Annotated in this window: 25 protein-coding genes; 11 read left to right on the top strand and 14 right to left on the bottom strand. The window is 60.5% G+C overall.

Annotated elements, in window-relative coordinates; all coding sequences use genetic code 11:
* Positions 1–2: 2 nt before the first annotated feature.
* The 6 genes from AC1DW3_RS01765 to AC1DW3_RS01740 all read right to left on the bottom strand — a co-directional run bounded on the left by AC1DW3_RS01765 (position 3) and on the right by AC1DW3_RS01740 (position 3341).
* Positions 3–476, bottom strand: a complete 474-nt coding sequence (locus tag AC1DW3_RS01765) for a hypothetical protein (protein ID WP_477904202.1) — start codon at positions 474–476, stop codon at positions 3–5.
* Positions 477–515: 39 nt separating this feature from the next.
* Entirely contained in the window at positions 516–1391 is an 876-nt protein-coding gene (locus AC1DW3_RS01760) for a Dam family site-specific DNA-(adenine-N6)-methyltransferase (RefSeq protein WP_477904204.1), read from the bottom strand.
* A gap of 169 nt (positions 1392–1560) precedes the next feature.
* Positions 1561–1908, bottom strand: a complete 348-nt coding sequence (locus tag AC1DW3_RS01755) for a hypothetical protein (RefSeq protein ID WP_477904206.1) — start codon at positions 1906–1908, stop codon at positions 1561–1563.
* Positions 1909–2577, bottom strand: coding sequence for a hypothetical protein (locus tag AC1DW3_RS01750; RefSeq protein ID WP_477904208.1), 669 nt, complete (start codon positions 2575–2577; stop codon positions 1909–1911).
* Between the two features lie 114 nt (positions 2578–2691).
* Positions 2692–2946, bottom strand: a complete 255-nt coding sequence (locus tag AC1DW3_RS01745) for a hypothetical protein (protein WP_477904209.1) — start codon at positions 2944–2946, stop codon at positions 2692–2694.
* A gap of 14 nt (positions 2947–2960) precedes the next feature.
* Entirely contained in the window at positions 2961–3341 is a 381-nt protein-coding gene (locus tag AC1DW3_RS01740) for a hypothetical protein (RefSeq protein ID WP_477904211.1), read from the bottom strand.
* Between the two features lie 41 nt (positions 3342–3382).
* Between AC1DW3_RS01740 and AC1DW3_RS01735 the strand changes: the two genes are divergently transcribed.
* Complete coding sequence (locus AC1DW3_RS01735; protein ID WP_477904213.1) at positions 3383–3886, top strand: hypothetical protein; 504 nt, start codon at positions 3383–3385, stop codon at positions 3884–3886.
* Positions 3887–3906: 20 nt separating this feature from the next.
* Here the strand turns inward: AC1DW3_RS01735 and AC1DW3_RS01730 are convergent, their stop codons facing one another.
* Together AC1DW3_RS01730 and AC1DW3_RS01725 are read right to left on the bottom strand one after the other, a co-directional pair.
* Positions 3907–4221, bottom strand: coding sequence for a hypothetical protein (locus tag AC1DW3_RS01730; protein WP_477904215.1), 315 nt, complete (start codon positions 4219–4221; stop codon positions 3907–3909).
* Positions 4222–5721: 1500 nt separating this feature from the next.
* Entirely contained in the window at positions 5722–6372 is a 651-nt protein-coding gene (locus tag AC1DW3_RS01725) for a hypothetical protein (protein ID WP_477904217.1), read from the bottom strand.
* A 184-nt stretch (positions 6373–6556) separates the two neighbouring features.
* Between AC1DW3_RS01725 and AC1DW3_RS01720 the strand changes: the two genes are divergently transcribed.
* Entirely contained in the window at positions 6557–7264 is a 708-nt protein-coding gene (locus tag AC1DW3_RS01720; RefSeq protein ID WP_477904219.1) for an H-NS histone family protein, read from the top strand.
* A gap of 204 nt (positions 7265–7468) precedes the next feature.
* On the opposite strand, the gene AC1DW3_RS01715 is transcribed toward AC1DW3_RS01720, so the two are convergent.
* Entirely contained in the window at positions 7469–9712 is a 2244-nt protein-coding gene (locus AC1DW3_RS01715) for an nSTAND3 domain-containing NTPase (RefSeq protein ID WP_477928054.1), read from the bottom strand.
* A 162-nt stretch (positions 9713–9874) separates the two neighbouring features.
* Positions 9875–10060 carry a hypothetical protein gene (locus AC1DW3_RS01710; RefSeq protein WP_477904123.1) on the bottom strand — a complete coding sequence of 62 codons (186 nt, stop codon included), beginning with the start codon at positions 10058–10060 and terminating at the stop codon, positions 9875–9877.
* A 109-nt stretch (positions 10061–10169) separates the two neighbouring features.
* On the opposite strand from AC1DW3_RS01710, the gene AC1DW3_RS01705 reads away from it, so the two are divergent.
* Positions 10170–10352, top strand: a complete 183-nt coding sequence (locus AC1DW3_RS01705) for a hypothetical protein (RefSeq protein ID WP_477904121.1) — start codon at positions 10170–10172, stop codon at positions 10350–10352.
* Between the two features lie 806 nt (positions 10353–11158).
* A complete protein-coding gene (locus AC1DW3_RS01700; RefSeq protein WP_477904119.1) occupies positions 11159–11329 on the top strand; it encodes a hypothetical protein in 171 nt (56 codons plus the stop codon).
* 72 nt (positions 11330–11401) lie between these two features.
* Here the strand turns inward: AC1DW3_RS01700 and AC1DW3_RS01695 are convergent, their stop codons facing one another.
* From AC1DW3_RS01695 to AC1DW3_RS01680, 4 genes are read right to left on the bottom strand one after another with little or no spacing between them, the layout of a single operon-like run.
* A complete protein-coding gene (locus tag AC1DW3_RS01695; RefSeq protein ID WP_477928052.1) occupies positions 11402–12655 on the bottom strand; it encodes a Wadjet anti-phage system protein JetD domain-containing protein in 1254 nt (417 codons plus the stop codon).
* Entirely contained in the window at positions 12642–16061 is a 3420-nt protein-coding gene (locus AC1DW3_RS01690; protein ID WP_477904115.1) for an ATP-binding protein, read from the bottom strand. Before AC1DW3_RS01690 ends, AC1DW3_RS01695 begins: the two co-directional genes overlap by 14 nt.
* Positions 16062–16063: 2 nt before the next feature.
* Positions 16064–16945, bottom strand: a complete 882-nt coding sequence (locus AC1DW3_RS01685; protein ID WP_477904113.1) for a DUF4194 domain-containing protein — start codon at positions 16943–16945, stop codon at positions 16064–16066.
* Positions 16929–18401, bottom strand: coding sequence for a DUF3375 domain-containing protein (locus AC1DW3_RS01680; protein WP_477904111.1), 1473 nt, complete (start codon positions 18399–18401; stop codon positions 16929–16931). Before AC1DW3_RS01680 ends, AC1DW3_RS01685 begins: the two co-directional genes overlap by 17 nt.
* A gap of 266 nt (positions 18402–18667) precedes the next feature.
* Here AC1DW3_RS01680 and AC1DW3_RS01675 point away from each other — a divergent pair, with 266 nt between their 5' ends.
* The 7 genes from AC1DW3_RS01675 to rmuC all read left to right on the top strand — a co-directional run.
* Complete coding sequence (locus tag AC1DW3_RS01675) at positions 18668–18826, top strand: hypothetical protein (RefSeq protein ID WP_477904109.1); 159 nt, start codon at positions 18668–18670, stop codon at positions 18824–18826.
* Between the two features lie 108 nt (positions 18827–18934).
* Positions 18935–19921 carry a helix-turn-helix transcriptional regulator gene (locus AC1DW3_RS01670; protein ID WP_477904107.1) on the top strand — a complete coding sequence of 329 codons (987 nt, stop codon included), beginning with the start codon at positions 18935–18937 and terminating at the stop codon, positions 19919–19921.
* An 88-nt stretch (positions 19922–20009) separates the two neighbouring features.
* A complete protein-coding gene (locus AC1DW3_RS01665) occupies positions 20010–20288 on the top strand; it encodes a hypothetical protein (RefSeq protein WP_477904105.1) in 279 nt (92 codons plus the stop codon).
* 10 nt (positions 20289–20298) lie between these two features.
* Positions 20299–20478 (top strand): hypothetical protein, encoded by a 180-nt coding sequence (locus AC1DW3_RS01660; protein ID WP_298210772.1) that lies wholly within the window; start codon positions 20299–20301, stop codon positions 20476–20478.
* 167 nt (positions 20479–20645) lie between these two features.
* Positions 20646–20933: a DUF3892 domain-containing protein gene (locus AC1DW3_RS01655; RefSeq protein WP_477904103.1), complete on the top strand. Its 288-nt coding sequence runs from the start codon at positions 20646–20648 to the stop codon at positions 20931–20933.
* Positions 20934–21020: 87 nt separating this feature from the next.
* Entirely contained in the window at positions 21021–24404 is a 3384-nt protein-coding gene (locus AC1DW3_RS01650) for a TM0106 family RecB-like putative nuclease (RefSeq protein ID WP_477904101.1), read from the top strand.
* Between the two features lie 19 nt (positions 24405–24423).
* Positions 24424–25893: DNA recombination protein RmuC (gene rmuC / locus AC1DW3_RS01645; protein ID WP_477928050.1), on the top strand; the 1470-nt coding region annotated here is incomplete at its 3' end.

The raw sequence follows: 25893 nt of genomic DNA, 5'->3' as shown, positions 1-25893 counted from the left end.
GTCTACTTCTTCTCGGCGACGCAAGCGGGCATCGCCGCCGTATCCCACTTTGCGGCCAACGCAAGCCCTTTCAGAGTCTTAGATGGGGTGGGCCAGCAGTTGGCCTCAATGTCAAACTTGAACTTGCCAGGGTTCTTTATCTCCACGGCCTGGAGGAATCGCTCTGCTTCCGACCTTGAGCGTGCCAGCGCGAATACGTATTGCTCCTCTAGCGTCCCTTTTGCGTAAACCTTTGGCGCACCGTCGCCGAACGCATCCCATAACCCTGCTTCGACGGCCATGAACGGGTCGCCGCGTTGTTCGTGCGTATAGGGGCCTGACAGCAACAGAAAGGGCGCCGTCGGCGGAGAATTGGGAGCAATCTTGACCCCAGGGAAGTCCGCAGCAGATTGGGCTAATGCCTGAGGAATAAAAGTGCCAGTGGCCATCAAGAAGGCCGCAGACATGTAGTCCCGAATGCAGTTTCCCCAGCGCATGGAATAGCTCCTTGGTCATGATCATGCACGAATGGAGCGTCATGGCATAGCAGGCAACGGGAGGCGGGCGACAACCTCTTTGACCTTGCCGCGGCGGCTCGACTCCGACGCGATGCTCCTGTTCACTTCGACTGCCTCGATGTGCCAACCTCGATAGAGGTTTCTGACTTCGTCAGTGTCATGGTTTGAAATTAGCACGTGCGCGCCGCGACTGACGGCCATGATGGCGCTATCAATCAAGTCCTCGTGCTCTCGACGTCCAAACGCCTGCGCGGTGTAGCCAGTGAAGCTGGTACCGTCGGCGCTGTCCAGGTAAGGCGGGTCACAGTAGACGACGTCGCCGACTCCAGCGTGCTCCATCGCTGCGGCGAAGCCACCGTTTAGCACCAGGCACCGGTCGAGCTTTCTTGATGCTGCTTCGACTTGCTCCCAAGGGAACGTCGGCAGCTTGGCAGGGTGCCCGTAGGGCGTGTTGAAGACACCCGAGCGATTGACGCGAAACAGCCCATTGAACCCAAACTTGTTCAGATAGGGGAGTCGCACGGCGCGCTCGAATCGGTCGACCAGGGTATTGAACTCGTCCCGAACCTGTAGGTAGGCCTCTTGCGTGTGGTATGCCTCCGTGAAGAATGCTGCAGCGCGCTCGGCGAACTCCCGCGGCCGGAGCTTCACAGCGACCCACATCGCAACGAGGTCGCTGTTGGCGTCGTTGATGAGGTAGTAGTCGTAGTCGGCCCCTAGAAAGACCGAGCCGGCTCCGACGAATGGCTCGATGAGGCGGCGACCGGGTGGAAGCAGGGGCAGCAACTGCGGCAGGAGGCGCTGTTTGCCCCCGGACCATTTCAAGAACGGCTTGGAAGCTGGGTTGGCTGAGGCTGGGGAGAGAGCGGGGGTGAAGGTTGGATGGGTTTGCATCCAACCTGAAGCGAGCTCGGTTTAGCCACCGCTGCCTGGTGGGCGAACTCAATCCAGTGGGCAAAAAGAAGGGCGGTCGAACGGACCGCCCTCTTGAATTCAATGCGAATGTCCTAGCTGCCACGGCCAGCGGTTGCGTCCCGGCACGCCCTGCGCGTTGACGTCGCTGTCAGCCATCGACGCCTAGCCGCTCGATGTCGATGCAAGACTTTCCGAGCGCGACCCAGTCGACCCCTGTATCAGGCTGCAGTTCTCGTTTAGTCTCGGCGTCGAGTACGGTGAACCTGAAGCTCTCGACCCAGTTCACTACGAACGTCGAGTGAAAGGCGCCAAGAGCGCATGCAGCGGCCATGTCATCCTCAAGCTCGAACGGCACCTCCGCACCATAGAAGCAGGCCACTCCTTCGTCGTCGCAAGCATCTCCTGAGAAGAGCTTGTCTACCTTGATAAGCAAAGAGCGCGTGTCACTGACGGCCGCCTCTGGGGCGGGCAGCCCGAGGTCGAGTGAGTACTGCATTCATTCCTCGAAGCGCGCTACCCAGCTTTTGTGGGCACGGTATGCCCGTGCCTGCTCCAACTCCTCAGCGGAAAGTGGTGTCAAGGACTTGCACAGCATGGGCGTCTCGACAATCGCGAGATACATCGGTCGCTTGATGCCAAGTTGGTTTCGCAGCACCTCTTCGAGGCGGCTCTCCTTCATCAGCTTGAGCAGCTCTCCAGCAAGGAGGTCGCTGTCGAGCTCGTTGTCCTTCGCGCTACGCGCGTCAAGAAGTTCCAGGTCTGCTTGGAGCGTGGTGGCGAGGCTGCCTCGCCCGCTGCGAATTCGCATTTGTCGAAAAGGCGCCGCCTCCCAGCTGGCGATGGCATCCCAAACGCACGGGTCTGCTGGGTTCAGCAGGTAGATGAACGTGCGCTCGTCGTCATCGGAAACTTCGTCTTCGTTACCCGACGATGAGTACAAGGTGACAGCATGCCCAATGACCGCGAGGCAAGCGATGTCGCCTAAGTGAAACTCGCGAATCTTGGCTCCAGTAAGGAGTGGCTGGCTTTCGCTCGCCCCCCAGCAGTCCTCGAGTATCCAGATTGGACCGGTGACGTCGGGCTCAAGGCCCTCGTCTTGAGAAAGCCAGGCCCGCATTGGCATTGACGGCAGCTTTTGGCCGTTGAGAAGGTCGTTGATGTTCATTTGGTTCCTCTATCGGGACGAGGGCGTCTCGTCGCTCAAGGCGTATAGGGAACCGATGTTTATCCGCCTTGGGCGGGCCAGACGTCCGTGGCGTCAGAAGCAAGCGTCTCCCGGCTATCCCTCCGAAAAAGCAGAAAGTTGACGAAGTAGGTCGTCTAGCTGTTCCGTCAGAGGGCGATGCCGTAGGTCTGGCGTGCCCAACACGTGCCGCGTTCCCTCGACGAAGAGGTAGGCCAGCCAATAGGTCGGCTCGCCGGGCCTGCCGTACGAGAACACCGTCATTCGGCCAACCCGCCGGTGGTCCAGCAGGGAAGCTAACGCTTCAACCTGGGCTTTCAGCTCAGGCGGCATCTGCAGGTCCAGCTCCATCGCGCCTCCGGCTGCTAGCGCTGGCCGGTAGACAGAAGGGCCGCCGCCCGGACGCGCTCTGCCCAGTCAATCCAATCCTGTTGCGACGCTATGAAGTCCAGGCTGGTCGGCTCGTAGTAGTTCCGCGCGCCAAGGTCGGCCAGGTTTTGGTCAGCCCTGCTCAACGACAGCCGGTCGGCACCCTCACGAGCTAGGTCAGCGCTGGGGTGGTCATCGGAAGTTGCTTGCGATTCCCCATTCACGGCTGAAAGCAACGCGAAGTACCCGGCCTGAAAGGCCAAATGGGTGGGGTCCGCGGCCGAGCCGACGTTCTGTTCACCTCGCGCCTGACTCATGTAGTCGTCACTGGCGCGCTGCATAGCCCTCCGTCGTTCCGTTGCGTCTGGAATAAACATGGGGTCCTTCATTTGGTATGGACAACAACATCACTCGGCCCATGAAAGACCTGCAAGCCCTCCAACGTCATCTGGGCAGCCTTTTCGTCACCGCAGCGTTCCTTGATGATTTCAGCGGCGGCCTCTCTGCCAACATCTCCATGACCGTAGGCATGGCGTCTGCGCGGGTGAAGCTGTGCTCTGTGCCGTTTGGTGCCCACTCGGCATTTCCGCTTTCGGCAGTCCTGGGCGCGGCGCAGGACATCTGCACGCGGAGCGTAATTGCCGACGAGGCCGACCTTGAAGACATGCTTGATGCGGTCAAGAGGCAGTTCGACATCGTCGACGAGTGCGATGAACGCGATGCAGAGGTGGCACTCGACAACCTGGAGCACGTATTCGAGCTGGCCGCCTGGGCCGCGCGAGAGACGTGGAGCGAGGTAGCGGCGGGATTCCCCGTCAGTGGAGGCGACTTTGTCGCCTGGAAGGACGAGCTGGGACGACTTCGCGACGGCGGCCGAACCCGGGTCATTTCGAGCCTTCAGGAACTGCCCGGTATCGAGTAGGGAGCGATGGCACTTCACCTTCACGCGAGTTGCTCGCGGTCCGCAAAAACCATCACGAGCTGGCCGTCACGCCACCCGAGCGACGACGTCTCGTAGTTTCCAGAGCGATGCCGATGCATGAGGTGGATGAACAGCGTCTTTCCGGCCACCAGTTGCTCGGCAATACCCAGCTGGTCCTGTGCGGGGAGGGCACTGACGTAGTGCCCGGAGTGAGGTCCAGCCATCAGCTTGCCGTAGCTCTGCAGGAGAGACCATGCACGCGCCCCCAGCAAGCTCTCGGCTTGCGCGCGAAAGTGCATGTGTTGCTGGAAGTCGCCGAGGCTGCTGTCGACCATTGCTTGGCCATGTGGCAAATGGGGTAGTGGCAACCACTCTTGATCGTCACGCGCCTGCGGTCAAGGAACTCGCCTGATACCCGAGTACTGCGCACAGGTAGGTATATGCGCACATTTTGAGAAGGGCCCTGCGAGGCGCCACACTAGAGCGGTGAAGCGTCCTTGAGAGGCTCTTGACCGAGCACTTTGCGCTTTTCAAACTGGTTCGACCGAAATTGGAGCAAACCTTGACCAACCCGTCTACGCCGACGAATGAGCCCCGGGCCCTCGACCACACTATTGGCGCCGTTGAGGTCGTCGCAACGCCCGGTCTCGACATCGCACGGCTTTGGGACCGCTCTGACAACCGACTACTTGAATGGCTTGGGCAAGGACCTGGTGGTGGGAGCGGAGCATGTCGGATCGCGGCAGTTCTCCCTTCACAAGAGGTGACGGCCGAAGACCATATGGTCTTTCAGATGTTCGGGATACAGCCAGTCGTGGTGCCAGAAGAGATGGCGTCGGCCCCTTCCGGGGCTGTCGAGACCTACCTCTTGGCCGAATTGAACGAATAAGACGTTTCGTAGTGGCGCGCCCTGAACGCAGGAGGGCATGAAGAGTGTCCGCCAGAAGCCTGCCGGGAGCTCTTAGCGAGGCGCTAGTGGTGGAGTTGCCTTCCTTCTTGGTGTGACAAGGGCTTCGGTCTCGCACGTTACGGGCAAGTACTCATCCTCCCAGGTCCATCCAGCAGAAGTGCAGCGCTCAACGACCGCGTTCGACGCTGCTGCCTTCACGGTGAATCGCACGACCATTGGTCGGTTGCCGCAGGACCAGTTGAAGAAGATGCCGGGGCCGCTGACCGGCAGACGCTTTGTGCCAACCGACAAGCTGTCGACGCTTGCAAAGCCAGCACCCTTGCACTCGCCGTTGGACGGCTCGAATATCCGGAGTGATGCTTTAACGTGCCGCCCGGCAGCTTGCACGACAGAGCTCGAGGTCCGACCGCAAGGGGAGTGAAGTCTTCCGGCGCCGAAGTGGCGAACGCGATGACTCCGTTGGCCTCAACCATGCCGACGATCTCGAAGACTKCGTGCTCTTGGTTGCAACGGGACGCGACACCGAACTGAATGGCGTCGGCGAGAGCTGACCCGGCCGACAGTAGCGTAGCTAAACCAGACAGATATAGCTTGGCAGGATCACTCTTGAGCATGTGGCATGAACCAAGTGTGCGGCTTGCACCGTCGTGATGGTTCCATCGTCAGTCATAGGGTGGCGCGTGCCGTTTCCCCAAATCCTGCTTCCAAAGAGCCGGTTGTACTCAACGACGAACAGCGTCCGCTGCTCCCAGGTCTGGAAGCAACCGTAGTGCATCGCCGCGTCCGAGTACTTCCAGAGCGGATGGCCAGGCGATTCGATGAAATGCGTCGTTGAGACCAACTCCTGGCCCTCGTCGATGGTCTTGCGACAGAGCGGACACCTCGAGCTGCCGAGAATCACCAATGCCATCGCTCGGCCCCCCGCCTATGCAGTCCGACGCCAGATGGCGACGTAGTCTTTGCTTCCATTCACCGCGCGCGAATAGACCCACGGAGGCGTCACCTTCTCGTGAGGCAATGCCCAGATTGGCTTGCCGGAGTGGACGTGCTCGTTGCCAATCGAAATGTATTCATCGCAGGCTGCAATGATGGCGGCCTCGTCTACGCCGGTAGCGCTGCCACCAGCGTCGAGCCGCGCTGGATCAAGCCTATGGGTCACCCAACAGGAGATGATCACGTTTGGACGGTACTTCGCGACTGCCTCATGGGCGTCCAGCTTCTCGACGTTGTCGCCATAGGGGACGGTTGGCTGGCCGATCAACCGGTAGTGCTCTTTGATAGCAGGTTCCTCCGGCTGTCGGTTGTCGGTCGCGGGGATGCCCAGAGCCTTCGCGAGCAATCCATGCCCCGAGCCGATTTCTATGGCCGCGCGTCCGTTGATGCGCTCAAAAAGGAACTGACAGAGTTCCTCGGTTGGGAAGCCGTAGTAGCCGTACTGCACTCCGAAGAGCAGGCGTTCTTCTGGAGAGGTTTGCGCGAGGTCGGCTGCCGACACGATGCGCAGCTGCCCGCTATCGTCGAGAAGCAGTTTCGAGATATCGCGCACGGCGGCTGGACTGACCAAGTAGGCTTCCATACCCGCGATTCTGCCGTCTGCAGTTCGTCGTTCGCAGCTTCTCGGTGTGCCATGCGGTAAGGCGTCCGAGTCTTTGGTGAGCCGTCCCATGGCAAGGTGTAACTCAACCGATGCGCTCTCAACCCAACATTCTGAGACTCGCTTCTGTCGTTAGACTCGCTCTGCAAACTTCTGGAGCTACTGCATGGCTAAGTCCCTCGCGAAAATCAATGAACAGATCGCCAGGCTGCAACGAGAGGCTGACTCGATTCAGTCGACGGTGATTGCGCGAATCAAAAGAGAGATCGCGCAGCATGGTTTGACGGCAGGTCATCTTTTCGACGGAGCTGCGACCTCTTCAGAGCAAAGCGTTGGCACGGCAGCAACGAAGTCCACGAAGGCTCCTAAGGCGATCTCGGGGAAGAAGGCAGGCGCAAAGCCAGCCAAATACGGTGACGAGCAGGGCAATTCTTGGGGCGGCATGGGCAAGCGTCCGCAGTGGATTCACGCTGCATTGGCGGCGGGCCGCTCGCTCGATGAGTTCCTCCTTGGTAGCAAGAAATCTTCACCGAGGTCGACGGTCGCTCAGCCTGAAGCCGCCGCGAAGCCTGTCGAGAAAACTCGCGCTAAGCCCGCTAAGAATGCCGCCGTCAAAGTGGCCTTGAAGACGTCTGCAAAGAGCGCGCCGGCTGCAGCAGCCAAGCGAGCGGCCACGAAGACTGCTAAGAAAGCGGCAGCAAAGAAGGTTGTTGCCAAGAACACGCGTCCAGTCAAAGCAGCTGCGGTAGCTGCGACGAAGGCACCTGCAAAGAAGCGCGCTGCTGCTAAGAAGGTGGCCAAGCCCGCTAAGAAGGTTGCCGCTAAGAAGGCCGCAAAGGTCGATGTGGCAGCGCCGGCTGCTGCCGCCGATTAAGCCAGCGAGTAACTGGCCTCGGTCGCGAGGGGCAGGGACTCAAGGCGGAATACCAGAGAACCTCACAGCGCGCTCTCGCGCCCGAGGACGCCCTTGTTGGGCTTCCTTTTGATCGCGGCCGACGGGTCGCAACATTCTGCGCGCGGGCTTCAAAGCTGCCCGCTAGGGGCCGCTGCCATTGGTGCGTCGAACAAGCACTGGCTGCTACAGCACCTCAGGAGACGTGGAAATCGTTGAGAACAGTGACCTGACCTCCTCGTCAGAGAAATCTGGGGCTGGGCTTGCCACCTTGACACTGCTGTAGCTCTCTGGCGCTCTAGCTTCCTCTCGCTCTTGAAGGTCAGCATGGAGTAGATCAATTCTCGTCTTCTGATTCTCTGTCAGCGCGATGCTGAATCGCTCCGCTAGTACCTCGACTTCCTGGCGAAGCTGATTTAATTCAGACGTCGACTCCACCTCCCTCAAGTCGTCGTCGAAGGAGTCCGCCAGCCACTCTTGAAGCGAGTCGCGGCCCGCTGAAGCTGCGAGTTCTGGCTGGCCGCCATCCTGTTCGATTGCTCGCACAAGCTCCTGTATGTCGCTGGGGCGCAGGTACCTCGCCTCCTGTCGTAGAAGCTCTGCGGTGAGCTGGGGAACCTCGTCAAGACTAGGGATCCGCTCTCTTTGCTCTGTGCGCATCCGAAATGCGTGTTCTAAAGCATGACGAAACTCAGTTTCGTCGGAAGAGTCGAGAGGAGCCGCACGAACTCTCGCAACGAGGTCGTCAATCAAAGGGATCAACCCGTCGTCATGCTCGGGAAAGCCCGCCGTTACTTGAATCGCAAGCTCAAGCAGGCGAATCGGCCGCGATGCGTCGGTGGCTAAAGCTCGGTTCAATGCTGATAGCCATTTGTGAGCCGCTTGTTTTCCAGCTCCAAGCTTCTCGCTGAGCGGACGGTAGAAGCGGTATGCGGCGCCCACCTCCGCAAGCGTTGCGAACCGGGCCAGCAATGACCAGAACAGGCCATCATCAAGGATCACCAATTTCAGGAAGTCCTTGATGCCTGGGTTGCTGAAGTCAACGCTGCCGCGTGAGATGGAAACCATAGACCCTTCGAGCGGCTTCATTGCTCGGCGAAACCGAAGCGGCTCGATAGGCATGGATGGCACTCCGACTTCCGAGCAAAGCCTGAAGAACGATGCTTCAAGCTTGTCAACCGACATCCAGAAATCTGCGAAAAACAGTGCCTGCAGGACGAGGCGACTATCGGGGCTCAGATGACTCTCGTACGGGGTCTTCCAAAGCACAGATGGATTCGCGAGGACGCTCTTCGCCACCTCTCGAATGGACTCAGACTGAAGTGCTAGGTAGTCGGACCTAGTGATGTGGTCGATCAGCCGAGGGCTGAAGTTTCGATGGTCAATGATTTCGAGGAAATAGTCGTCCTCGAGCAGACTGACCTTCTCAGCGATGGTCAGGTTTGAGAAGTAGATGTGGTTGAACAGGATCTGGGAACGGATGCTCCTGGTGTACTTGCCAACATCAAGAACAAGCTCGTCCAACTTGACTTCAGGGGAGTTCAGCCTCTCCGATTGCTGCTGGGCTTGGCCCAAGAGGTAGTCGCGAGTGGTCAGGATGAACCGGAGGTCCTTCGCCCGCTGCACGCGCTCAAGGAACCGATGGATGCTCTTGTCGGCATCTCGGACTGTTTCGGTGCTCAGGCTGACCTGGCCAAGGAAGTCATCGAACACGACCAATCGCTTCTGACCTGATGAGAAGACTTCCATCGCCTCTTTCAAGTCTTCGACGACGAATACCTGCCACTCCTGCTGAATGTGTAAGCACATTAGCATTCGCATCAACGTGGTTTTACCGACTCCCGGGTGACCGCTGATGATCAGCGACCCTCGCTTCTCAAGAATGGCTTCCGCTTGAGAAACACTCTTGTTGTACACATAGCGAGAGATCTGGCCCTTCACCACCTCGAGCTCGGCGTCCGTGCGGTTGTAGATGCCCGCATGAACGATGCGCTCGAGGGATTCCGTGCTAGTCAGCCATAGCTTGAAGTGACGCCTCAGGACGGATGGGTGTCGACCAAGCAGATTGAGGATGTCCTCCTGATGGAATATGTCCTCTCGCTTCAAGGGCACACCCGACATCGTATCCAGGATCTTGGTCTTCTGAACGTCCGAGATGGATAGCGATGTCGCTAAGATGTAGCGGGACGGACGAAGCTTTCTGACCTTCGCGGCTTCCTTCTTTGCGGACGCGACAAGACTACGCACCGTGCTGTTCACGTAGTGCTTGGCTTGAATGACGGTAGACCGGCCGTCCCTTGAGTATCTGAAGTCGATGCCGCCGTCTTTCCCAGGACCGAAGCTCTCCAGAAGGATGTTGAACTCTGCCTGCAGCAGATCGCGAACCAGTGCCTCGAAGTCGAGCGGGGAGAGCAGGCGAAGGTCATGCATTCGTGGTCTCGTGGTCGGAACCTTCGGATGAAGATTCAGCTAGCAGTAGAGCGAAGGATAGGCGGTGCCGAGCCGCCTGCCTTGCGAGAACATGCATGAATCACATCGACGCACCGCGAGGGCAGGCTCGCAGCGTGTCGACTGCTCGAACAATCACCAGCATCAAGCTTGTTCGCTGGAGCGGCGGCGAATTTCGTGGATGAAGCTGCTGGCCGCTAAGCTGGCGCGTGAACTGAAAGGGTTGTAGCGCCAGTCGTCAAGGAGGGCCAGCCACCGCACGTCTTTGCCTTCAAACGGTATCTCCCTAGCTACCTTGCTCGGCATCGAACGCCCGTTGACGGCATGCATGGATCGTTGAAACATGCCGATGCGGGCAGCAGGTCGACCGCTTCTGCAGCCGCCGCGATGGGCGCGCACCGCTATGTGGAGCGGCGCGAAGCTAGAAGGAGTGGACGCCATGAAGGAGATACGGGTGCGTTGGCTCTTAGGTCTTCATGAGACCGAGGACGGTAGGCCCCTAGAYGGTGGCATTTGGTTCCCGGACACGCCGGAGAACCGCCGCGACGCGGAGATCATCATCGAGAGCGGCTGCGAGGTCGCTGGTGAAGGCAGTCACTGGCTCGAAGAGCGCGAGGCGTAGTCCCTGGGTGCGCGGAGCAGTTGTTCACGAGGCGGCACTGAAGATACATGCTGATCAAGGGGCGATGTAGGCACACGTACTTTGGTCAAACGGGCGCCGCAGCTATCGCAGCCTCTCACAAGCATTTCCCACCAAGCCGCTCGGCTGGCTAGCGGCACCGGGGCTTTCCATGAATGTGAGGCTTGCAGCAGTCGAAGTTGCCTTCGCAATGTCGTCGCTAGGGAACTTGGTTAACGTTTTGAGCCCCGTTGGCCATCAGGCCTTTAGGGCTATCGCCGCCGAGCTCGTCCAGGGCAAGCCTGCAGGGGTGAAGGGCTGCACGGRTGACCCCAAGCGAATCAACCTAGCCGGGCGTCGGCTACGGCTACGACATCACGCTTAAGCGCACCCTCGTGTTTCTGACACTTCCGGGGGGCCGTCCAGGGCCCAGAACAGCGGAAGCGATATCAGGCATCGCTTCCACGCCAGCGCCCGAGCGCCAAGCGCGCCCGCTTGGCTTCCTGATCCCAACGGAAACAATGGCTTACGCAAGGGCACCCGGATCTCTTGAATGGCTCCCACGAACTGCTACGAGGAGGAGACACAGCCCGTAGGCGCTGGGCGCTTGCTTCCAAAACGGAGGGCAGCTGGCTAGCCTTCCCATACACCGCATCTGTGTTGAATCAAGTACTTAGCTCGCTGTCGCCGGCGACGACCATTCAATGTGATCCATCCGCACCGCTTTGAGCACCTTGTTCGCGACGCGACCTTGCCCACAATGTCCTCAAGGTCGACCGGTTGTTGGCGGCCAAAGCAAGGGGACTGATATGGCCGAAGTCATCAAAGCGCTGCTGGAAAGCCGAGAGAAAAAGGCTCTCATCCTGGACCGGGTGAAGGATCGCGGCGCCTTCCCGACGCTCCTGGCCCTTCTTCTCTTGATGCTGCCGGCCATCATCTTGAGCTCAGCCGTTGCGCTGGCAATCGCCAGGCACCTCTGATGGCAAGTTCATCGACCTCTTCGCTGGATGCGGAGGAATCGCGTTGCGGTATCCAAGCCAGGGCCGCCGGGCTCACCTCGCCGCGAGTGCCTCAAGCACCGCTTGCAGTGCCACGGGCCATTCCAACCGCTCTTGCTCAAGGCGCCTTGATGCGCCCCAAGTTCCAGCGATCAGGCCCTCATAGACCTGTTTCTCGGCTTCGTTTAGGAGCGAGCGTTCAACGCCTTTTGCTTGCTCGCCTTCGGCAACAAGTCGATCGAGGTGAGCGGTCAACGTCGCTTCGTCCATCAACACAGAACGCACAGGGCCAAGAGTTTTACGCGCCAACGCCAAGATGGAATAACCGTACGTGTCGATGTCGCCCCAGTACACCACCGGTACCTGGTTGAGCCACGGCAATTGCTGAATGAGGGGCACGGAGTTGCCGAGCTTGATGATGGCTATGACACCTGGCACGTCCGGCAAGCACAGGCCGGTGTCCCTGTTCTCAACGACGAGCAGTTGTTCCGGCTTCAGCTTCAGCTGCGCCAAGTCCTCTATGGTCGACTCGACATCTCGGAGGCCGCCAAGCTGTTCACGCAGAGCGGGGCACAGGAYGATCATGCGCAGCCTGGTGGCGGGACGTCGCAGGCCGCAGACCTCGTAAAAGTCTGAACCCATCTCCTCCAGTTTTGCCTCTTCACTGCCGGCTTCGTCGTCCGGTAGTTCAGCTGGAATGCTCGATGGTCGCGTGATGCGCTTCAGCAAATCCGCCACGATGCCTTTGCGGCGCCTGTCGACCCATTTGGTGTCAATGCCAGTCACAGGGAGCTGGCGCAGGTACAGCCCAGACTTGGGGTTGGCTATGAACCAGTCTAGGAGGTCCAGCAGCCGAGAGAAATCATGCTCGTCGTAGGAGCCCAGGCTCTCGTAGTGGGGGCCGAAGCCGGAGACGGCAAGCGCGGGCCAACGTTCGAGCATGAGCTCACGCCGATGCACGATGCGGCGCCACTTGGCGCCTTCTCCGCAGTGCTCCGCCACGGATGCCGGTGACGGAAAGCTCAACGCTTCTGGAAGAGTTTGCGGTCCAACGCTGCTCCACGCGACGGTGGTGGTGAGGAGTGCTGGGCCTGTCGCACCGGCTCCGTTGGTGGAGTGGGTGTCTCGCCAGGCTCCCCAAGCCGAAGACCATGTCTTTACAGCATCGGGCCTTGCCAGCGCCATCTTCTGGGTGGGCCGCCCGAGCGGCACCTGCAGCGGCCAAACGCCATGACCATCAAGCCAACGCCATCGCTGGCGCAGGTAGCGTTGCTGAACCCATTGGGCGACGTCCTCAGGGCTTTTCATCGTTCGCGCTGGAGCCGTTGATCGACCTGAAATCTATACGCTCGCTCTCTACGTCGTAGGGAAGGGCGAGCGCTCGAGAGTGCTTGCGGTCTTTGATGTGGATGTAGACGGCGCCGCCCACGTAAGGCTCAATGGTCATCACCGACTTGATAGGTGTGGCGATGATGAGTTGGAAGCCGAACGACTTGAAAATCTTCATGGCCGCGTCAGTGAAGTCCGCATCGGCTTTGTCGAATGCCTCGTCGAGAAACACGGTGGCGAAGGTCGGCAGGAGACGGCCAGGGCCTCCTAGCTGGTAGCGAAGGGCTGCGGCCAGGCAGGTGGCCGTCAATTTCTGCCGCTGGCCGCCCGACTTGCCGGCGCCGCTCCGGTGAACTTGAACTTCTCTGCCGTCTTCATCCAGCTCGCGAGCGATGAACTCAACGTGTAGGCGCACGTCCAGCGCCAGCTTTCTCCAGCTGACTTGCTGTGGGTCCTGACTTGCAAGCCGCCTGACCAACTTCTTCATCGCCTGAAACCGCGCTTCCGCTTCCTTGTCGTCCATGCCAAGAGACTGGCTCAGGGCGGCACGCAGATCTGCCTTTAGCTCTTGAGCCTGAGGCGGCGTGTGCTCTTCGACTTCGATGAGCAGGTGCGTTCCCTTGTTGTACTCGGCGCGCGCCAGGCTCTCGTTCACCGTGTCCATGCGGTCAGAGATGTCCTTGCGTTCCTGCTCCAGCTGGTTTGACAGGAGGGCCACATGCTGGTTGCTTTGTTCGCTCAGCAACTCCCGGAACCTGACCTCAAAACGAGGGAGGTCATCGACCTGAAGGCGGGTCAGTTTCGCGTCGTACTCGTCATAGCTGGCCAGCGTGGGGTCGAGACCCTCGGCCTCGGCTTCCCACTCCTTGTTGTAGTCCGCAAACTTCTGCTCAATCCTGTGGTGCAGCTTGGTTATCTCGGTGTCCAGCTCGCCCAGCTCCTTGCCCAATACCTTGTCCACGTAGCGCATGTCTTCCGACATGGACTCGATGGTGGGATCGCGTTCACCGGCGTCCAACCTTGCGTGCACAGTGGTGCGCTGCAGCGGCGTCGGCTCAATCGTTGGAAAGGCAGCGGCCTTGTCCATCGCTTCTTTCAGGATGTTGAGCTTGACCCGGACCTCTGCGGTCTTTTCGTCTTGGGCCTTCTTGGCATCTTCGGCTTTCTTCAGGGCATCCCCGGCCTCCTTGATCTTGGCTTCAAGGATGTCCAGGTCTGGGCTGCTCGCGCGAAGGTCCCTAATCTGTGCTGCCAACTCAGCCGCACGCAGGGCCGAGCTTGCATGGTCGATCTCTTCCCAGCTGAAATTCACGAGCGTCTGCCAATGCAGGGCTCGAGTGACTCGTGCCTGTTCCTTGCGGTCCAGCTCAAGAAGTTGAGCTTTCACCGTATCGAGCTCCAGTCGGAGCTCCGCTTCGCGGTCTTGATAGGCCTTCGCCTTTGCACGGCTGTCGGCTCCGAGAACCCAGTTGCGGGCGTCGTTGACGGCCGAGCGGTCATCCTTCTCATGCCGCTTGTTGTTAGCCTTGAACAGGCCGCCACGGGTGATGCCAAACGAGACGCCGTTCAAGTCTTCGGGGCCTTCAACGAGCTCGGCATCGAAGTACTGCAGCAGCTCATCCTGGACCCATCGTTGGAAGTCGCCCTGCGATATCGCGACCTTCCTGAAGAGACCATCGGGTTTCGGTGCAGGCATCCGGCCGTTGTGGGGCAGCATACGTAGGTAAACGAGACGCCCATGCAGGTGCGTCGCGTTGACGAACTTGGATACCGGCAGGTACAGGTGTTCAGGCACCAGCAGCGTGCGAGAAAACCCCTTCAGAACCCGCTCAATCGGGCCTTGCCACCCCTTCTCGGCAGGCATGACCTCAATGAGTTCGCCAGCGAAGGGCAGGGCCGACTCATCCAGCTCTAGCGCGTCGGTAATCCGCCTGCGCATGTTGCTTAGCTCAGCCCCCATCTTTGAACTGGGTCTGCGAGCGAGCGTGGCGATCTCGGCAAGAACGGCCTCGTGCTCTTTCTTGCGTTCGTGCTGCAGGACGGCCAAATCCTGCCGTTGTTGCGAAAGCCCATCCTGCCCAGCAAGTGCGGAAGGTAGCTCTCGGCGCCCCTGGGAAGCTAGCTCGGCGTACTTCTCCGACTGAACCGGCATTGTCAGGCCCAGATGCCTGCACGCATCGGCCACCTTGGTGTGGCGCTGCGACCGATCGGCCTGCTCTTGTTCAGCAGCTCTTTGGCTCGTTTCCAGAGTCGTGAGCTGCTGACCGCCAAGACCTTCTCGGCGCTGCTTGTGTCCTTCCAGGGTCGTTCTGGCGGCATCGACCTCCTGCTGTCGGAGAGCCTCGCGACCTTCCTCAGCTTGGCGCCTTGCCTCCAACGACTCCTTGCGCTCAAGGCGAAGCGTATGAAGCAGCTCAGCCGCGACAAGATCGATGCCTGTGCGCGCTTCCTGAAGGCTGCTGCGCGCAGCGATCTTGGTTTCGCGCTCTTGATTGAACTCTCGTGCTGGGAGCAGGGTGGCAATTTGCCTCGCCGCGGACACGACTTCGTTGTGAGCGTTCTCCAGCCGACCAAACTGGCTCACGAGCTCCTGGGCCATCTCATGCGTCTTCGGCTCGTCCAGCATGAAGTCGCGCAAGAAGTCGGTCAGGCTGCCCAGGTTCTTTGCGGACTGGGTCTTGTGCAGAAGCTTGAGCGCGTTTTCCGTCTCGATGCCCAAACGCGAGCGCATGCGCTCCTGGTAGACAGGGAAGTCCGGGGTATCCCACGCGTCGACCAGGTCGGCCTTGAAGCGGCGGACGTTGAACCCAGACTCCGGAAAGAACTCCAGCTCCGAGAGCTCAAACAACCGGTCAGCCACGATGTAGCGCTTCTCGACCTGGCGAAGCTCGTTGGATGTGCCCTTGATCCAGTAGACGTGGACAAGGGTGACGGTCTCGTCGCGGCCGTTTCGGTAGACCTCGGAAATCGCCGCCCAGGTGGGTCCAGGACGCAGCTGCTGTTGAGCGATTTCCCCTGTGCCTGCCGTTTGTTCACCCCAGACACCGCGCAGGTAGGTGAGGGCGTTTCGGTCCTGCTTGCTTTCGCTCTCGCGCGCGGCCACGTTGTAGTGCAACCAGCGGGGCGGCGTCAGCAGCGCTGCATGAGAGTCGAAGATTGTCGATTTTCCGGAGCCAGAAGGCCCGATGAACAGCATCCCCTTCTCGGAGACATCAAGCTTGAGCAGACCGTGGAACGTTCCCCAGTTGAAACTCTGGATTCGCACAAGCCGAAACTGCTCCTGACGCTCGCGCTCGAGGCGCGTCGTATCGACGGGCGGGCGAGATTTGGATCCGAGACCCACGCTGTCGGATGAAGGGAACTCTTGCGGAAGCGAAGCATTCATGGTCACTCCAGGATGTCGGTTTGATCGTCTTCTGCTTCGCCATCGACCTCACCATCGCCTTCGCCCTCAGCGATGCCTCGTGCGACGGCTTCATCCATGGTCAGTTCGGAAGACCCTGGGGGCGCGCTCTTCAGGGCCGCGTAGGTCGCCGTCAAAGCTTGGATGTCTTCTGACGTGAACAAAAGCTTGAGCGTCGGGGACACCTCAAAGCGCGCGTCGCCGGATTTCAGCGGCCGGATGAAGTTCAACTTCTTGCACTTGTCGACAGCCCCCTGTGCTTGCCGGTCGAAGCGCGCCAGGTCGGTGTTTCGCGCCTGGTCGAAGAGCGAGAGGTGCTCCTTCATTTCTTGACCAGAGACGACAGCGCGTTCGTTGGCTGAATCTGCCTCTGTGAGCCGCTGCCGTAGGTAGAGGACGAGGGCCGACTCGATAAGAGTCAGCTGTTGCCGGCGCAGCAGGATGGGGATGCTTGTCTCCCCTTCGTCAGGGACCTGCCTGATGAACGCGACCTGTTGGCCGATGTCCACAACAAGGTCCAGGAAGATGTTGTGCAGAAAAGCCTCGATGGCCTCACGATCGCGAAGCAGAACTGTCCATAGCGCGCCTTGCCTTCGACCGTCGATGCTCGGGCCGTTCAGCAGGTTGACCAAGCAGCGTCGCGTGTCCAACCTCAAACTGCCCTTGTCCCCGTTGAAGAGCACGGTGGTGGACGGTGTGGGCGCTTTCTCCGGCTCGTCGTCGCCTGCTGAAGCTATCCAGTGCGCTACGTTCGACGGTAGGTTGGCTGGCGCCGCTTCATCCGCCAGGCTCGGCCCGTTGCCCATCTCACCGGCGGGTTGGAGGGGTGGGCCGTCGGCGCGCAACGGTTCACTCGCGAAGCTCATCAATGCACTCCTTCGAGAAGTAGAAGAGCGGAGCATCCGCTCGACGCCAGACGTCGTCTCCGCCTTTCCAGCGCACAAATTCGCGGTGCTCGGTCGGGCTGGCATGGCGGGTGGCAAGCTGGAGGTAGCCCACCACCGAACCAAGACCTTGCTCAGCTGGGTACTGCTCTAGCACCTGGCCGATGCTGACGTAGTCGTCGCTCTGGCTCAGGATGGCCAGCAGGTTCTGCTTGAGAGAGCGCATGTCGATTTCGGAGCGCTGCACAAGGTCCTCAATGTCTTCGAGGCGCGCATCGCTAGACTCGATTTCGGTCATGGTTCCGTCCACGACGTGTTCCGCAGGATCGTGGAGCGCCCACTGCGACGCCGAACGAACGGCCGCGCTTGTGCGGGTCAGGTGAAAGTCAATCTTCTGCATTGGCCTGACCTCCTCAGCAAGGGAGATTGCAGAGGTCAGCGCCAAGCGAAGCAGGGAGACGAGTCGGCGCTGCTCCCTGAACTCTCGGCTGCGGACGAACGATTGCAGGCTTGAGGCAAAGCTCGCCTGGACCGAATGAACGTTGCCCGCGCCCTCGACCATGCGGTTCTTGAGTTTGGTCAGCGATCGGCGCTCAGAGGGTTCCAGAGCTGCCAGGAACGGACGCTCAGAGACCTGAGCGAGGGCGGCTTCGAACTTGGATGACGCGGCGTGGTTCGTCAGCAGCCGCCAGAAGGCATCGAACGCGCGGCCGGCCTCCGTCTGCTTCACAACGTCGATGCCATCAAAGATTCTCTGAAGGATGTTTCCGCGGGCGCCATCGTTCTCGACGAGCTCGCGACGAAGCTGCAGATTGATGGTCGTGAGCAGTTCTTGGACGCGGACGAAGTCACCGAGCAGTTCATCCGCCTGGGAAAGAATTTCCCTTGCTCGCTCGGCGGCGCTGGCCGCCGTCAGCTGGGAGACGTTGCCCGCCCGCACGCTCTCGATCTCTGCTTCGATGCGCTCCTTCTCTGCTTGCAGCCCAGCAAGGCGAGTTTCAGGATTTGCATCTGTCTCCTCAGCCAGCGTCTGCAGGAGCTGGACAACGGACGCAAGGCGGCTCTCCGTGGCCGTGGCCCTTGGACGGCTCAGGCGAAGCACGTACCGGATGGCATCAACGGCAGGAGCGGTTAGCTCCACCATCTCCTCGGCAGCGCCGGCTGGAAAGTTGCGTCTGAGCCAGCCCAGTGCAATCCAGTCTGAGGCGTACTCGCTGGCTGCCTTGGGCAGATCAGCCCCCGCTCGGCGAACAGTCTCAAGCTGCTTGTGCAAGCGCTCATGAAAGGCTGACGTGGGTAGCGTGCGTTCGGTCAGGAATAGGACATGCAGGCAAGTGCAAATCGCAGGAGACTGCATCGCAGCGAGAAGGTGCCAGGCTGGCTCCTCGCGTCGTGCACGGAGGTCTTCGTAGAGAGCGAGGGTGTCTTGGGTGCTCACAGTGGCGCCGATTGTTTGCCGCCACTAGCTCACCGAGTGAGCTAGGAGTGCGCTAACTTTGCCCCCGACGGGCGCACCAACCCCTGTGTCTGCCATTCTGTCCTCCCTGCCTCTTGTGAAGGCCAAGCTAACACAGCCACTGCGGACAAGGGAGAGCGGAATCGCTCAGTCGCAGCAGTACGAGAAGCGCGACCGGTGCAAGGAGCGTGCTGCTCGACGCCGGTGGATAGGACGCCTTGCACCTTTGGCCAACCTCAGGACAGTCGGTGACGCTGTTCGATTCCCTCGGTGCAAGTGGTTCCGCCACGACCCGCAGGTCGTTCCTGTGGCATCGTGAACTGGGCCAAGTTTCTGTCGGCGCGTCTGTGAAGGCTGATCTGCGGCTGCAAGCGGCGGCCGATTCCAACGTTTCGCTGTTGCTCTGACCTAACAGTGCGTTGGTTGTGCGCGCTAGAGGTTGCTTCGTACGCCGTCGGCTGCTGTACTAGCTCCGACCGCGTGGCGGTTTCGTGTTCACACGATGAGGAGGAAGCATGCCGTCAAGAGCAAAGAAGGAAAACACGGAGCGGATTCACAAGATCCTGAGCATCGTGCGCCACAGAGGCGGCGCGACGATGCAGGATCTTATGCAAGAGCTCGAGGTGTCGCTGTCAACGATCAAGCGCGATATCGCCGTGCTTCGTGATCGCATCGACTGCCCAATCGACTTTGACCGCGACGCAAACAAATGGGTAATCCGCGATCTACCAGGCGGGAAGCGGTTTGAGCTCCCCGGACTGTGGTTCAACGCTAGTGAGCTCTATGCGCTCCTGGCAATGCAGCACCTGGTAAGCGGCGTCGAGCCGGGGCTGTTGGAGTCCCACCTTCAGCCGTTGAAGCAAAAGCTTGAGAGCCTGCTTGGTGAATCCTCGGCCGCCGCGAAGGACATCAAGAAGCGCGTCAAGCTCATCCACTTTGCTGGCAGGCGCATCGAGGTGAAGAACTTCGAGCTGTTGACCCAGGCGGTTCTCGAACGGAAACGGGTGGTGATGCGCTACTTCAACCGCGACAAGAACGAGGAGACCGAGCGAGAGGTATCGCCGGTGAGGCTGGTCCACTACCGCGAAAACTGGTTGCTGGATGCGTGGTGCCACCTTCGCAAAGAGCTACGCATGTTCGCTTTGGACGCGATCCAGGCAGTGAAGCTAACAGAGAAGCCCACCTTCGAGGTAAGCCAGGAAGAGTTGGACGAGCACTTTCGGAGCGGCTACGGCATCTATGCGGGCAAAGCCGACAAGCGCGCTGTCCTTAAATTTAGTCCGGCTCGTGCCCGCTACGTCTCTCTGGAGCGCTGGCACTCGAAGCAAACCAGCAAATGGCTGGCGGACGGTAGCTACCACTTGGAAGTCCCGTATTCCAAGGATCAGGAGCTGGTCACGGACGTGCTGCGGTTCGGTGCCGACGTCGAGGTCTTGGCACCGCCAGAGCTCCGTCAACGGGTGGCGCAGCAGTTGAGCGCCGCAGCAGATCTGTACTCATAGCCTGAGGTTTTATCCAGGTCATTCCGTGATCTAGCGGCTTCACAGAATTCGCCCATGCCTGCACTTTCACGTGGGCATGGAGTTGGGAATGCAGATCAATTTTGCGCATCTTCGGCAGCCTGCGGTTGGCGGCGGCGATGTCAATTTCGCGGTGTTCGACGCGCGGTCGAGCAGCGGCACCACTAGCGCGAACGGCGAGCTACTGGCGCAGCTGACGGCACGGGCGCGCGCGAACAACCTGCGAGTCGACCAGTCGGCGCTGGCATTCAGTTCCGGTGGCCGGATCCAGTTCTTCGGCAGCAAGCACCTGGTGGAGTTCCTCTCCCGCAGTGGCTTGCCGCGCTGGACTCACACCCTCAACGTTTAAGGAGTACCCCGTGGCTAAGAACGCACCTGTTGGCGACAACGCTCGTCGTGGAGCTGTCCGCGACCGTTCGCAGACGCACAACCCCGTCACGGACACCTGGGTGAAGCGTGACACCGACACCGGCCGCTTCATGGACCAGAAGAAGGACGGCACCCCCTTCAAGGGCGTGCGCAAGGAGCACGGTAAGTAGGCCCGGCTTCCGGTGGGCTGGGCCAATAGGACGTAGCCCGCCGTACTCGGGTCGAGTTTGGTCGTCGGGTTTTGAACCCGTGTGACTGAGCCTTGCCGGAGCTGCTGAGCTTCCACCCGATGCCTTCCGGGTCCCGAAGGCGCGAATGAATCCATCGGAGATTGATCATGGCTGACCGCCAAGTTACCTGTATCACTAAGCCCAACGTCAACAGCGTCCATGAGCACATCACCCATCTGGGCAACATGGCTGCCCCTTGGTACTTGCCACGTGCGCAAGTGATCGCGGATATCGACAGCCGGACGCACACATACTTCGTCAAGGACTCCATCAACGGCAAGCGCGCGGACGTGGTCGTGGTTCGGGAGAACGGCAAGCTGCCGTACCTGCGCACCGTGGCAGACGGGCGCTACACAGACAACCTGCTGTCTTTGAACCAATGCCCCATCCGCTGATCACAGCGCAAGGTGTTGGTGTCTCCGCGCAGGTCCTAGTGGACGGCGCGGGGTCCTCGTAACAGAATGGTTACAAGGGGAGAGGCTGTGCAGAAACGAGGCTCAGGGCGTCTTTACGCCGCGACCGATTTGGTCAACTTTCTCGAGTGCGAGCACCTCACGTCGCTCGACTTGCAGAATCTGCATACCCCGATGAAACGGGCCGAGGCGGACGAATCAACCCAGCTCATCCAGCAGAAGGGCTATGAGCACGAGGGCGCCTATGTCCAGCACCTTCGCGACCAAGGGCTGAACGTCGTTGATATCGCCCAAGGTAACGATAGCCTGGAGGCTAAGGTGGCCGCCACGCTGGCGGCGATGCGCGCTGGTGTCGACGTCATTTTTCAGGCCACGCTGCTGCAAGGGGAGTTGGCCGGCTACGCAGACTTCCTTATCAAGGTCTCCCGGTCGTCTGCCTTGGGCGACTACAGCTACGAGGTCGCGGACACCAAGCTCTCGCGAAAGTCCAAGGCAAAGTTCCTGGTGCAGCTGTCCTTTTACTCCAAGCTGCTGGCCGTCGTGCAGGGCGTTGCCCCCATGTACATGCACGTCATCCTGGGAGACCGCTCCCAGAAGACCTATCGTTGCGCCGACTACGCCCACTACTTCGAGGCGCTGCTCGAGCGTTTTTTCGCTCGCATCGCTTCGGAAGGGAAGTCGACCTATCCGGATCCCTGCAACCACTGCGACCTGTGCGGGTGGATTGACCTTTGCAAGCAACGTTGGTTGGACGACGACCACCTCAACCAGGTCGCCAACATCGCGCGGGGACAAATCATCAAGCTTCGAGCCGCTGGCGTGGACACCATGGCCAAGCTCGGCGCGCTGGCCAAGGGGACGCCGATTCCCAAGATCCAGGCCGGCACGCTGGAGAAGCTGCGGCACCAGGCCTACCTGCAGGACAAAGCCCGGCAGACCGGCGAGGGAATCGTTGAACTGCTCCCGACTGCACCCGGCCGCGGCCTTCTGCGCATGCCCGAGCCGAACGCAGGGGACATGTTCTTCGACATGGAGGGAGACCCTCTAGAAGAGGGCGGACTGGAATACCTGTTTGGCCTGTACTTCTTCGCGGGCGGCAAGTGGGAGTTCAAGGGCTTCTGGGCCCACAGCCGCCAGGAAGAGTGCGTTGCCTTCGAAGCCTTTGTTGACTTCGTTGTGGCTCGCCTGAAGGCCTACCCGGGTGCTCACGTCTACCACTACGCCAAGTACGAGGAGACCGCCCTCAAGAAGCTGATGACGCTTCATGCTACGCGTGAGGCGGAAGTGGACAACTGGCTGCGCCGCGGCGTGCTTGTGGATCTCTACCAAGTTGTGCGTGAAGGCATCATGGTCTCGGAGCCCCGCTACTCCATCAAGAACATCGAGCACTTTTACCTTGAGGCCCGCGAGGGCGAGGTCACCAACGCCGGCGCCAGCATCGTCTGGTACGAGCGCTGGAAGGAAACCGGTGAGCAGGCGCTCCTGGACTCCATCGAGAAGTACAACGAGGACGATGTTCGCTCGACGCAGGAGCTTCGAGATTGGCTGCTGACGCTCCGGCCGAAGGATTTGCCATGGGCTGAGCCTCGCGTTCCAACCGGCAGCGCGGCTGGCAAGGCCTCGCCCTCAGAGCCGCTAACAGATGCCGAGGCTCGTCTCGTCCCGTATCGCCAAGCCTTGGTCGAGCCGCTACCCGAGGACCGGCTGACCTGGACCGCTGAACAGACTGCAAGGGAGCTGACCTATCAGCTCCTGGACTTCCACCGCCGGGCCGATAAGCCCGACTACTGGGCCATGTTCCAGCGCATGGAACTGGATGAGGATGACCTGCTTGAAGACCCGGAATGCCTGGCTGGCCTAGTTGCGGATCCCGCCTTCCCGCCGGAGGCGGTGAAGAAGTCCACGGTCTACACGTTCCTATACCCCGTCCAGGAGACGAAGCTGCGTGACGGCAGCAGCATCACGCGGGCCGATACTGGTGAAGGTCTGGATAGGCTGGAGATGGACGGCGAAGCGCGGCGGGTGCGCATCAAGTTTGGCCCGTCAAAGGAGCGTCCGCCCGAGCGCCTGAGCTTGGGGCCTGGCAGCCCTATCCAGACCAAGTCGATCCAAGACGCGCTCTTTCGCTTCGCCGACACGGTGATCGGCGACAGCCACAAGTACCCGGCACTCGAAAGCGTCCTGCGCCGCGACGTGCCGTCCATTGCCGGCAAACAGCCTGATGCGCCCATGATCGTCGGCAAGGCCACCGTTGAGGCCTGTACGGCCGTCGTGATGGGCATGCAGAACAGCTACTTGTTCGTCCAAGGACCGCCAGGCGCTGGGAAAACCTACACCGGTTCCCATGTGATCGTGGCGCTCCTCGCGGCTGGCAAGAAGGTCGGCATCACATCCAACTCCCACAGGCCCATCAACCACCTCTTGGACAAGGTTGTGGAGGTGGCCGCAAAGAAGGGCGTGTCGTTCAAGGGGGTCAAGAAGTCGTCCAAGGACGACGACTCTGCCTACCCTGGCGATGGCATTGAGAACGTCTATGACAACGACACGGTATTTTCCTGCGGCGCCCAGCTGGTCGCCGGCACTGCCTGGCTGTTCTCGAGGCCGGATGCTGACCAGTACCTCGACTATCTCTTCGTCGACGAAGCCGGCCAGGTGTCCTTGGCCAACCTGATTGCCGTGGGCACCAGCGCCCACAACTTGGTGCTGCTGGGCGACCAGATGCAGCTCTCGCAGCCAACCAAGGGCGTCCACCCAGGCCGCTCGGGCGACTCGTCCCTGGACTATCTTCTGGACGGCGTGGCCACGATCGCGCCGAACCGCGGCATCTTTCTGGAGACGACCTGGCGCATGCACCCGGCGGTCTGCAGCTTTATCTCGGACGCGGTCTACGATTCGCGCCTGGAGCCCGAGGCCAAGAACGAGAAGAGGGTGCTTGTTCTTCGGGATGACGCTCATGAGCTGCTCAAGCCAGCCGGGATCGTTTTCGCGCCGGTCGACCATGAAGGGTGTTCCCAGCAGAGTCCGGAGGAGGCAGCCCTCATCAAGCAGCTCTACGAAGACCTGCTGCGCCAAGGCTACACCGACGACGGCAGCGTCCACCCAATGACGCCGGAAAACATCCTCGTCGTGGCGCCCTACAACATGCAGGTCAACCTGCTGCGAGACACGCTGCCTGCAGACGCCCGCGTCGGGACTGTCGACAAGTTCCAGGGGCAGGAAGCCGAGGTCGTCCTCATCTCGATGACGACGTCGAGCGAGGCCGAGCTGCCGCGCTTCATGGAATTCTTGTTTAGCAAGAACCGCCTGAACGTCGCGGTGTCGCGGGCGAAGTGCTTGACGGTGCTTGTCGCAAATCCGGCTTTGATGACCATCAAGTGCTCTACGCCAGAGCAGATGGGCCTTGTGAATACCCTGTGCTGGATTGCGTCGGTGGGTGCCGCGAAATCCGTTTGATCGTGACCTCGAGACCCTCTTGCGGACTGAAAAGATGGCTGATGCTCAAGTGATTTTGTACGTTCTGGTGGCCTTGACCGGGCTGTCGTTCTTGGTAGGGATGGCGCTGCTGCTGCGCAAGCCGAAGCTGGAGATGCCCCCGGAGCTGAACGCGCGAATGTCTCTCTTGGAGCAGAACGTTCTTCGCGTCGTCGAAGGGCAGGGGAGGCTTGAAGGAGGTGCCCAGAGCGTTGAGCGAAGACTCCAGGCCTTCACGGAGGAGATGACCGCCGGCTTCGCCGCCTCGCGCAACGCGCTCGACGACCAGCTTGGGCGTACGCTGGAGGAGTCTCGCAACGGCCGCGTGGAGCTTCAAGCGGCCTTCCAGAAGTTCGAGGAACGGTTGGAGACTCGCATTGCCAGCTTTGAGCAGGCCCTGGGCCGCAAGCTGACCGAATTCCAGGAGGCGACGTCTCAGGGCCTTGAGGCCAGCCGGACTGCGGTCAACGAGCAGATGGCCAAAGCTCTTGAAGAGTCACGGAGTTCCCGCACCGAGCTGAAAGATGCGTTCGGCCAGTTTGAGGCGAAGGTTGAGCAGCGCCTGGCGAGCCTCGATGGCTCACTCACGGTGCGGTTCGAGGCCCTGCAGGCCGCCCTGTCTGCCAGGCTGCAAGAGTCCGGCCAGGCRCTGTTGACCCATCTTGGCCAGGCAAACCAAGAAGCCGCCGCTGGTCGAGCCGAAGCCACTCAGACGCTTGCTGCCTTCCGCGAAGAGCTTTCTGGCGTCTTGCGCACATTGGCGGACGAGACCGGTAAGTCTCGTCTGGCCGCTGCAGAGAACGCGACGGCCTTCGAAACGCGCATGCAAGAGCGTTTCGACGCGCTGAGCTTGGCGGCCCGCCAGACGCTGGAGTCTCTCAAAGCAGACGTTCTGGAGCAGCTGAAGACGATGTCGTCCGCGATGAAGGACCAGCTTGAGGGCAACGGAAGCCAAATGCGCAACCAGTTCTCGACGCTGCAGGAGTCTGTGAGCCAGAAGCTGCAGGCAGTATCGACGGCCAGCCAGCAAAGCTCCGAGCAGATGCGCGTCACGTTGAATGAGCGCCTGGCCGCCATCCAGGATGACAACGGTAAGAAGCTCGAGGAGATGCGTCGCACGGTGGATGAGAAGCTTCACGCCACTCTGGAGCAGCGCCTGGGCGACTCCTTCAAGTTGGTGGGTGAGCGCCTTGAGCAGGTGCACGCAGGCCTGGGCGAGATGAAGCAACTGGCCGGCAGCGTTGGCGACCTCAAGAAGGTGATGACCAATGTGCGGACGCGCGGGACCTGGGGCGAGGTGCAGCTGGGCGCCATCATCGAGAGCTTGTTCACTGCCGACCAGTTTCAGCGAAACCTCAAGACCGGCGGCAACAACAGCAACGAGATGGTGGAGTTCGCCGTCCGGATCCCGAGCGCCGCCGACGAGACGCCTGTTTGGCTGCCGATCGACTCGAAATACCCGGTGGAGCAC

Source organism: Roseateles sp. P2_H4 (genome assembly GCF_056403315.1).
Note: the sequence above shows the minus strand (reverse complement) of the source record. Positions and strands in the feature narration are given on the sequence as shown.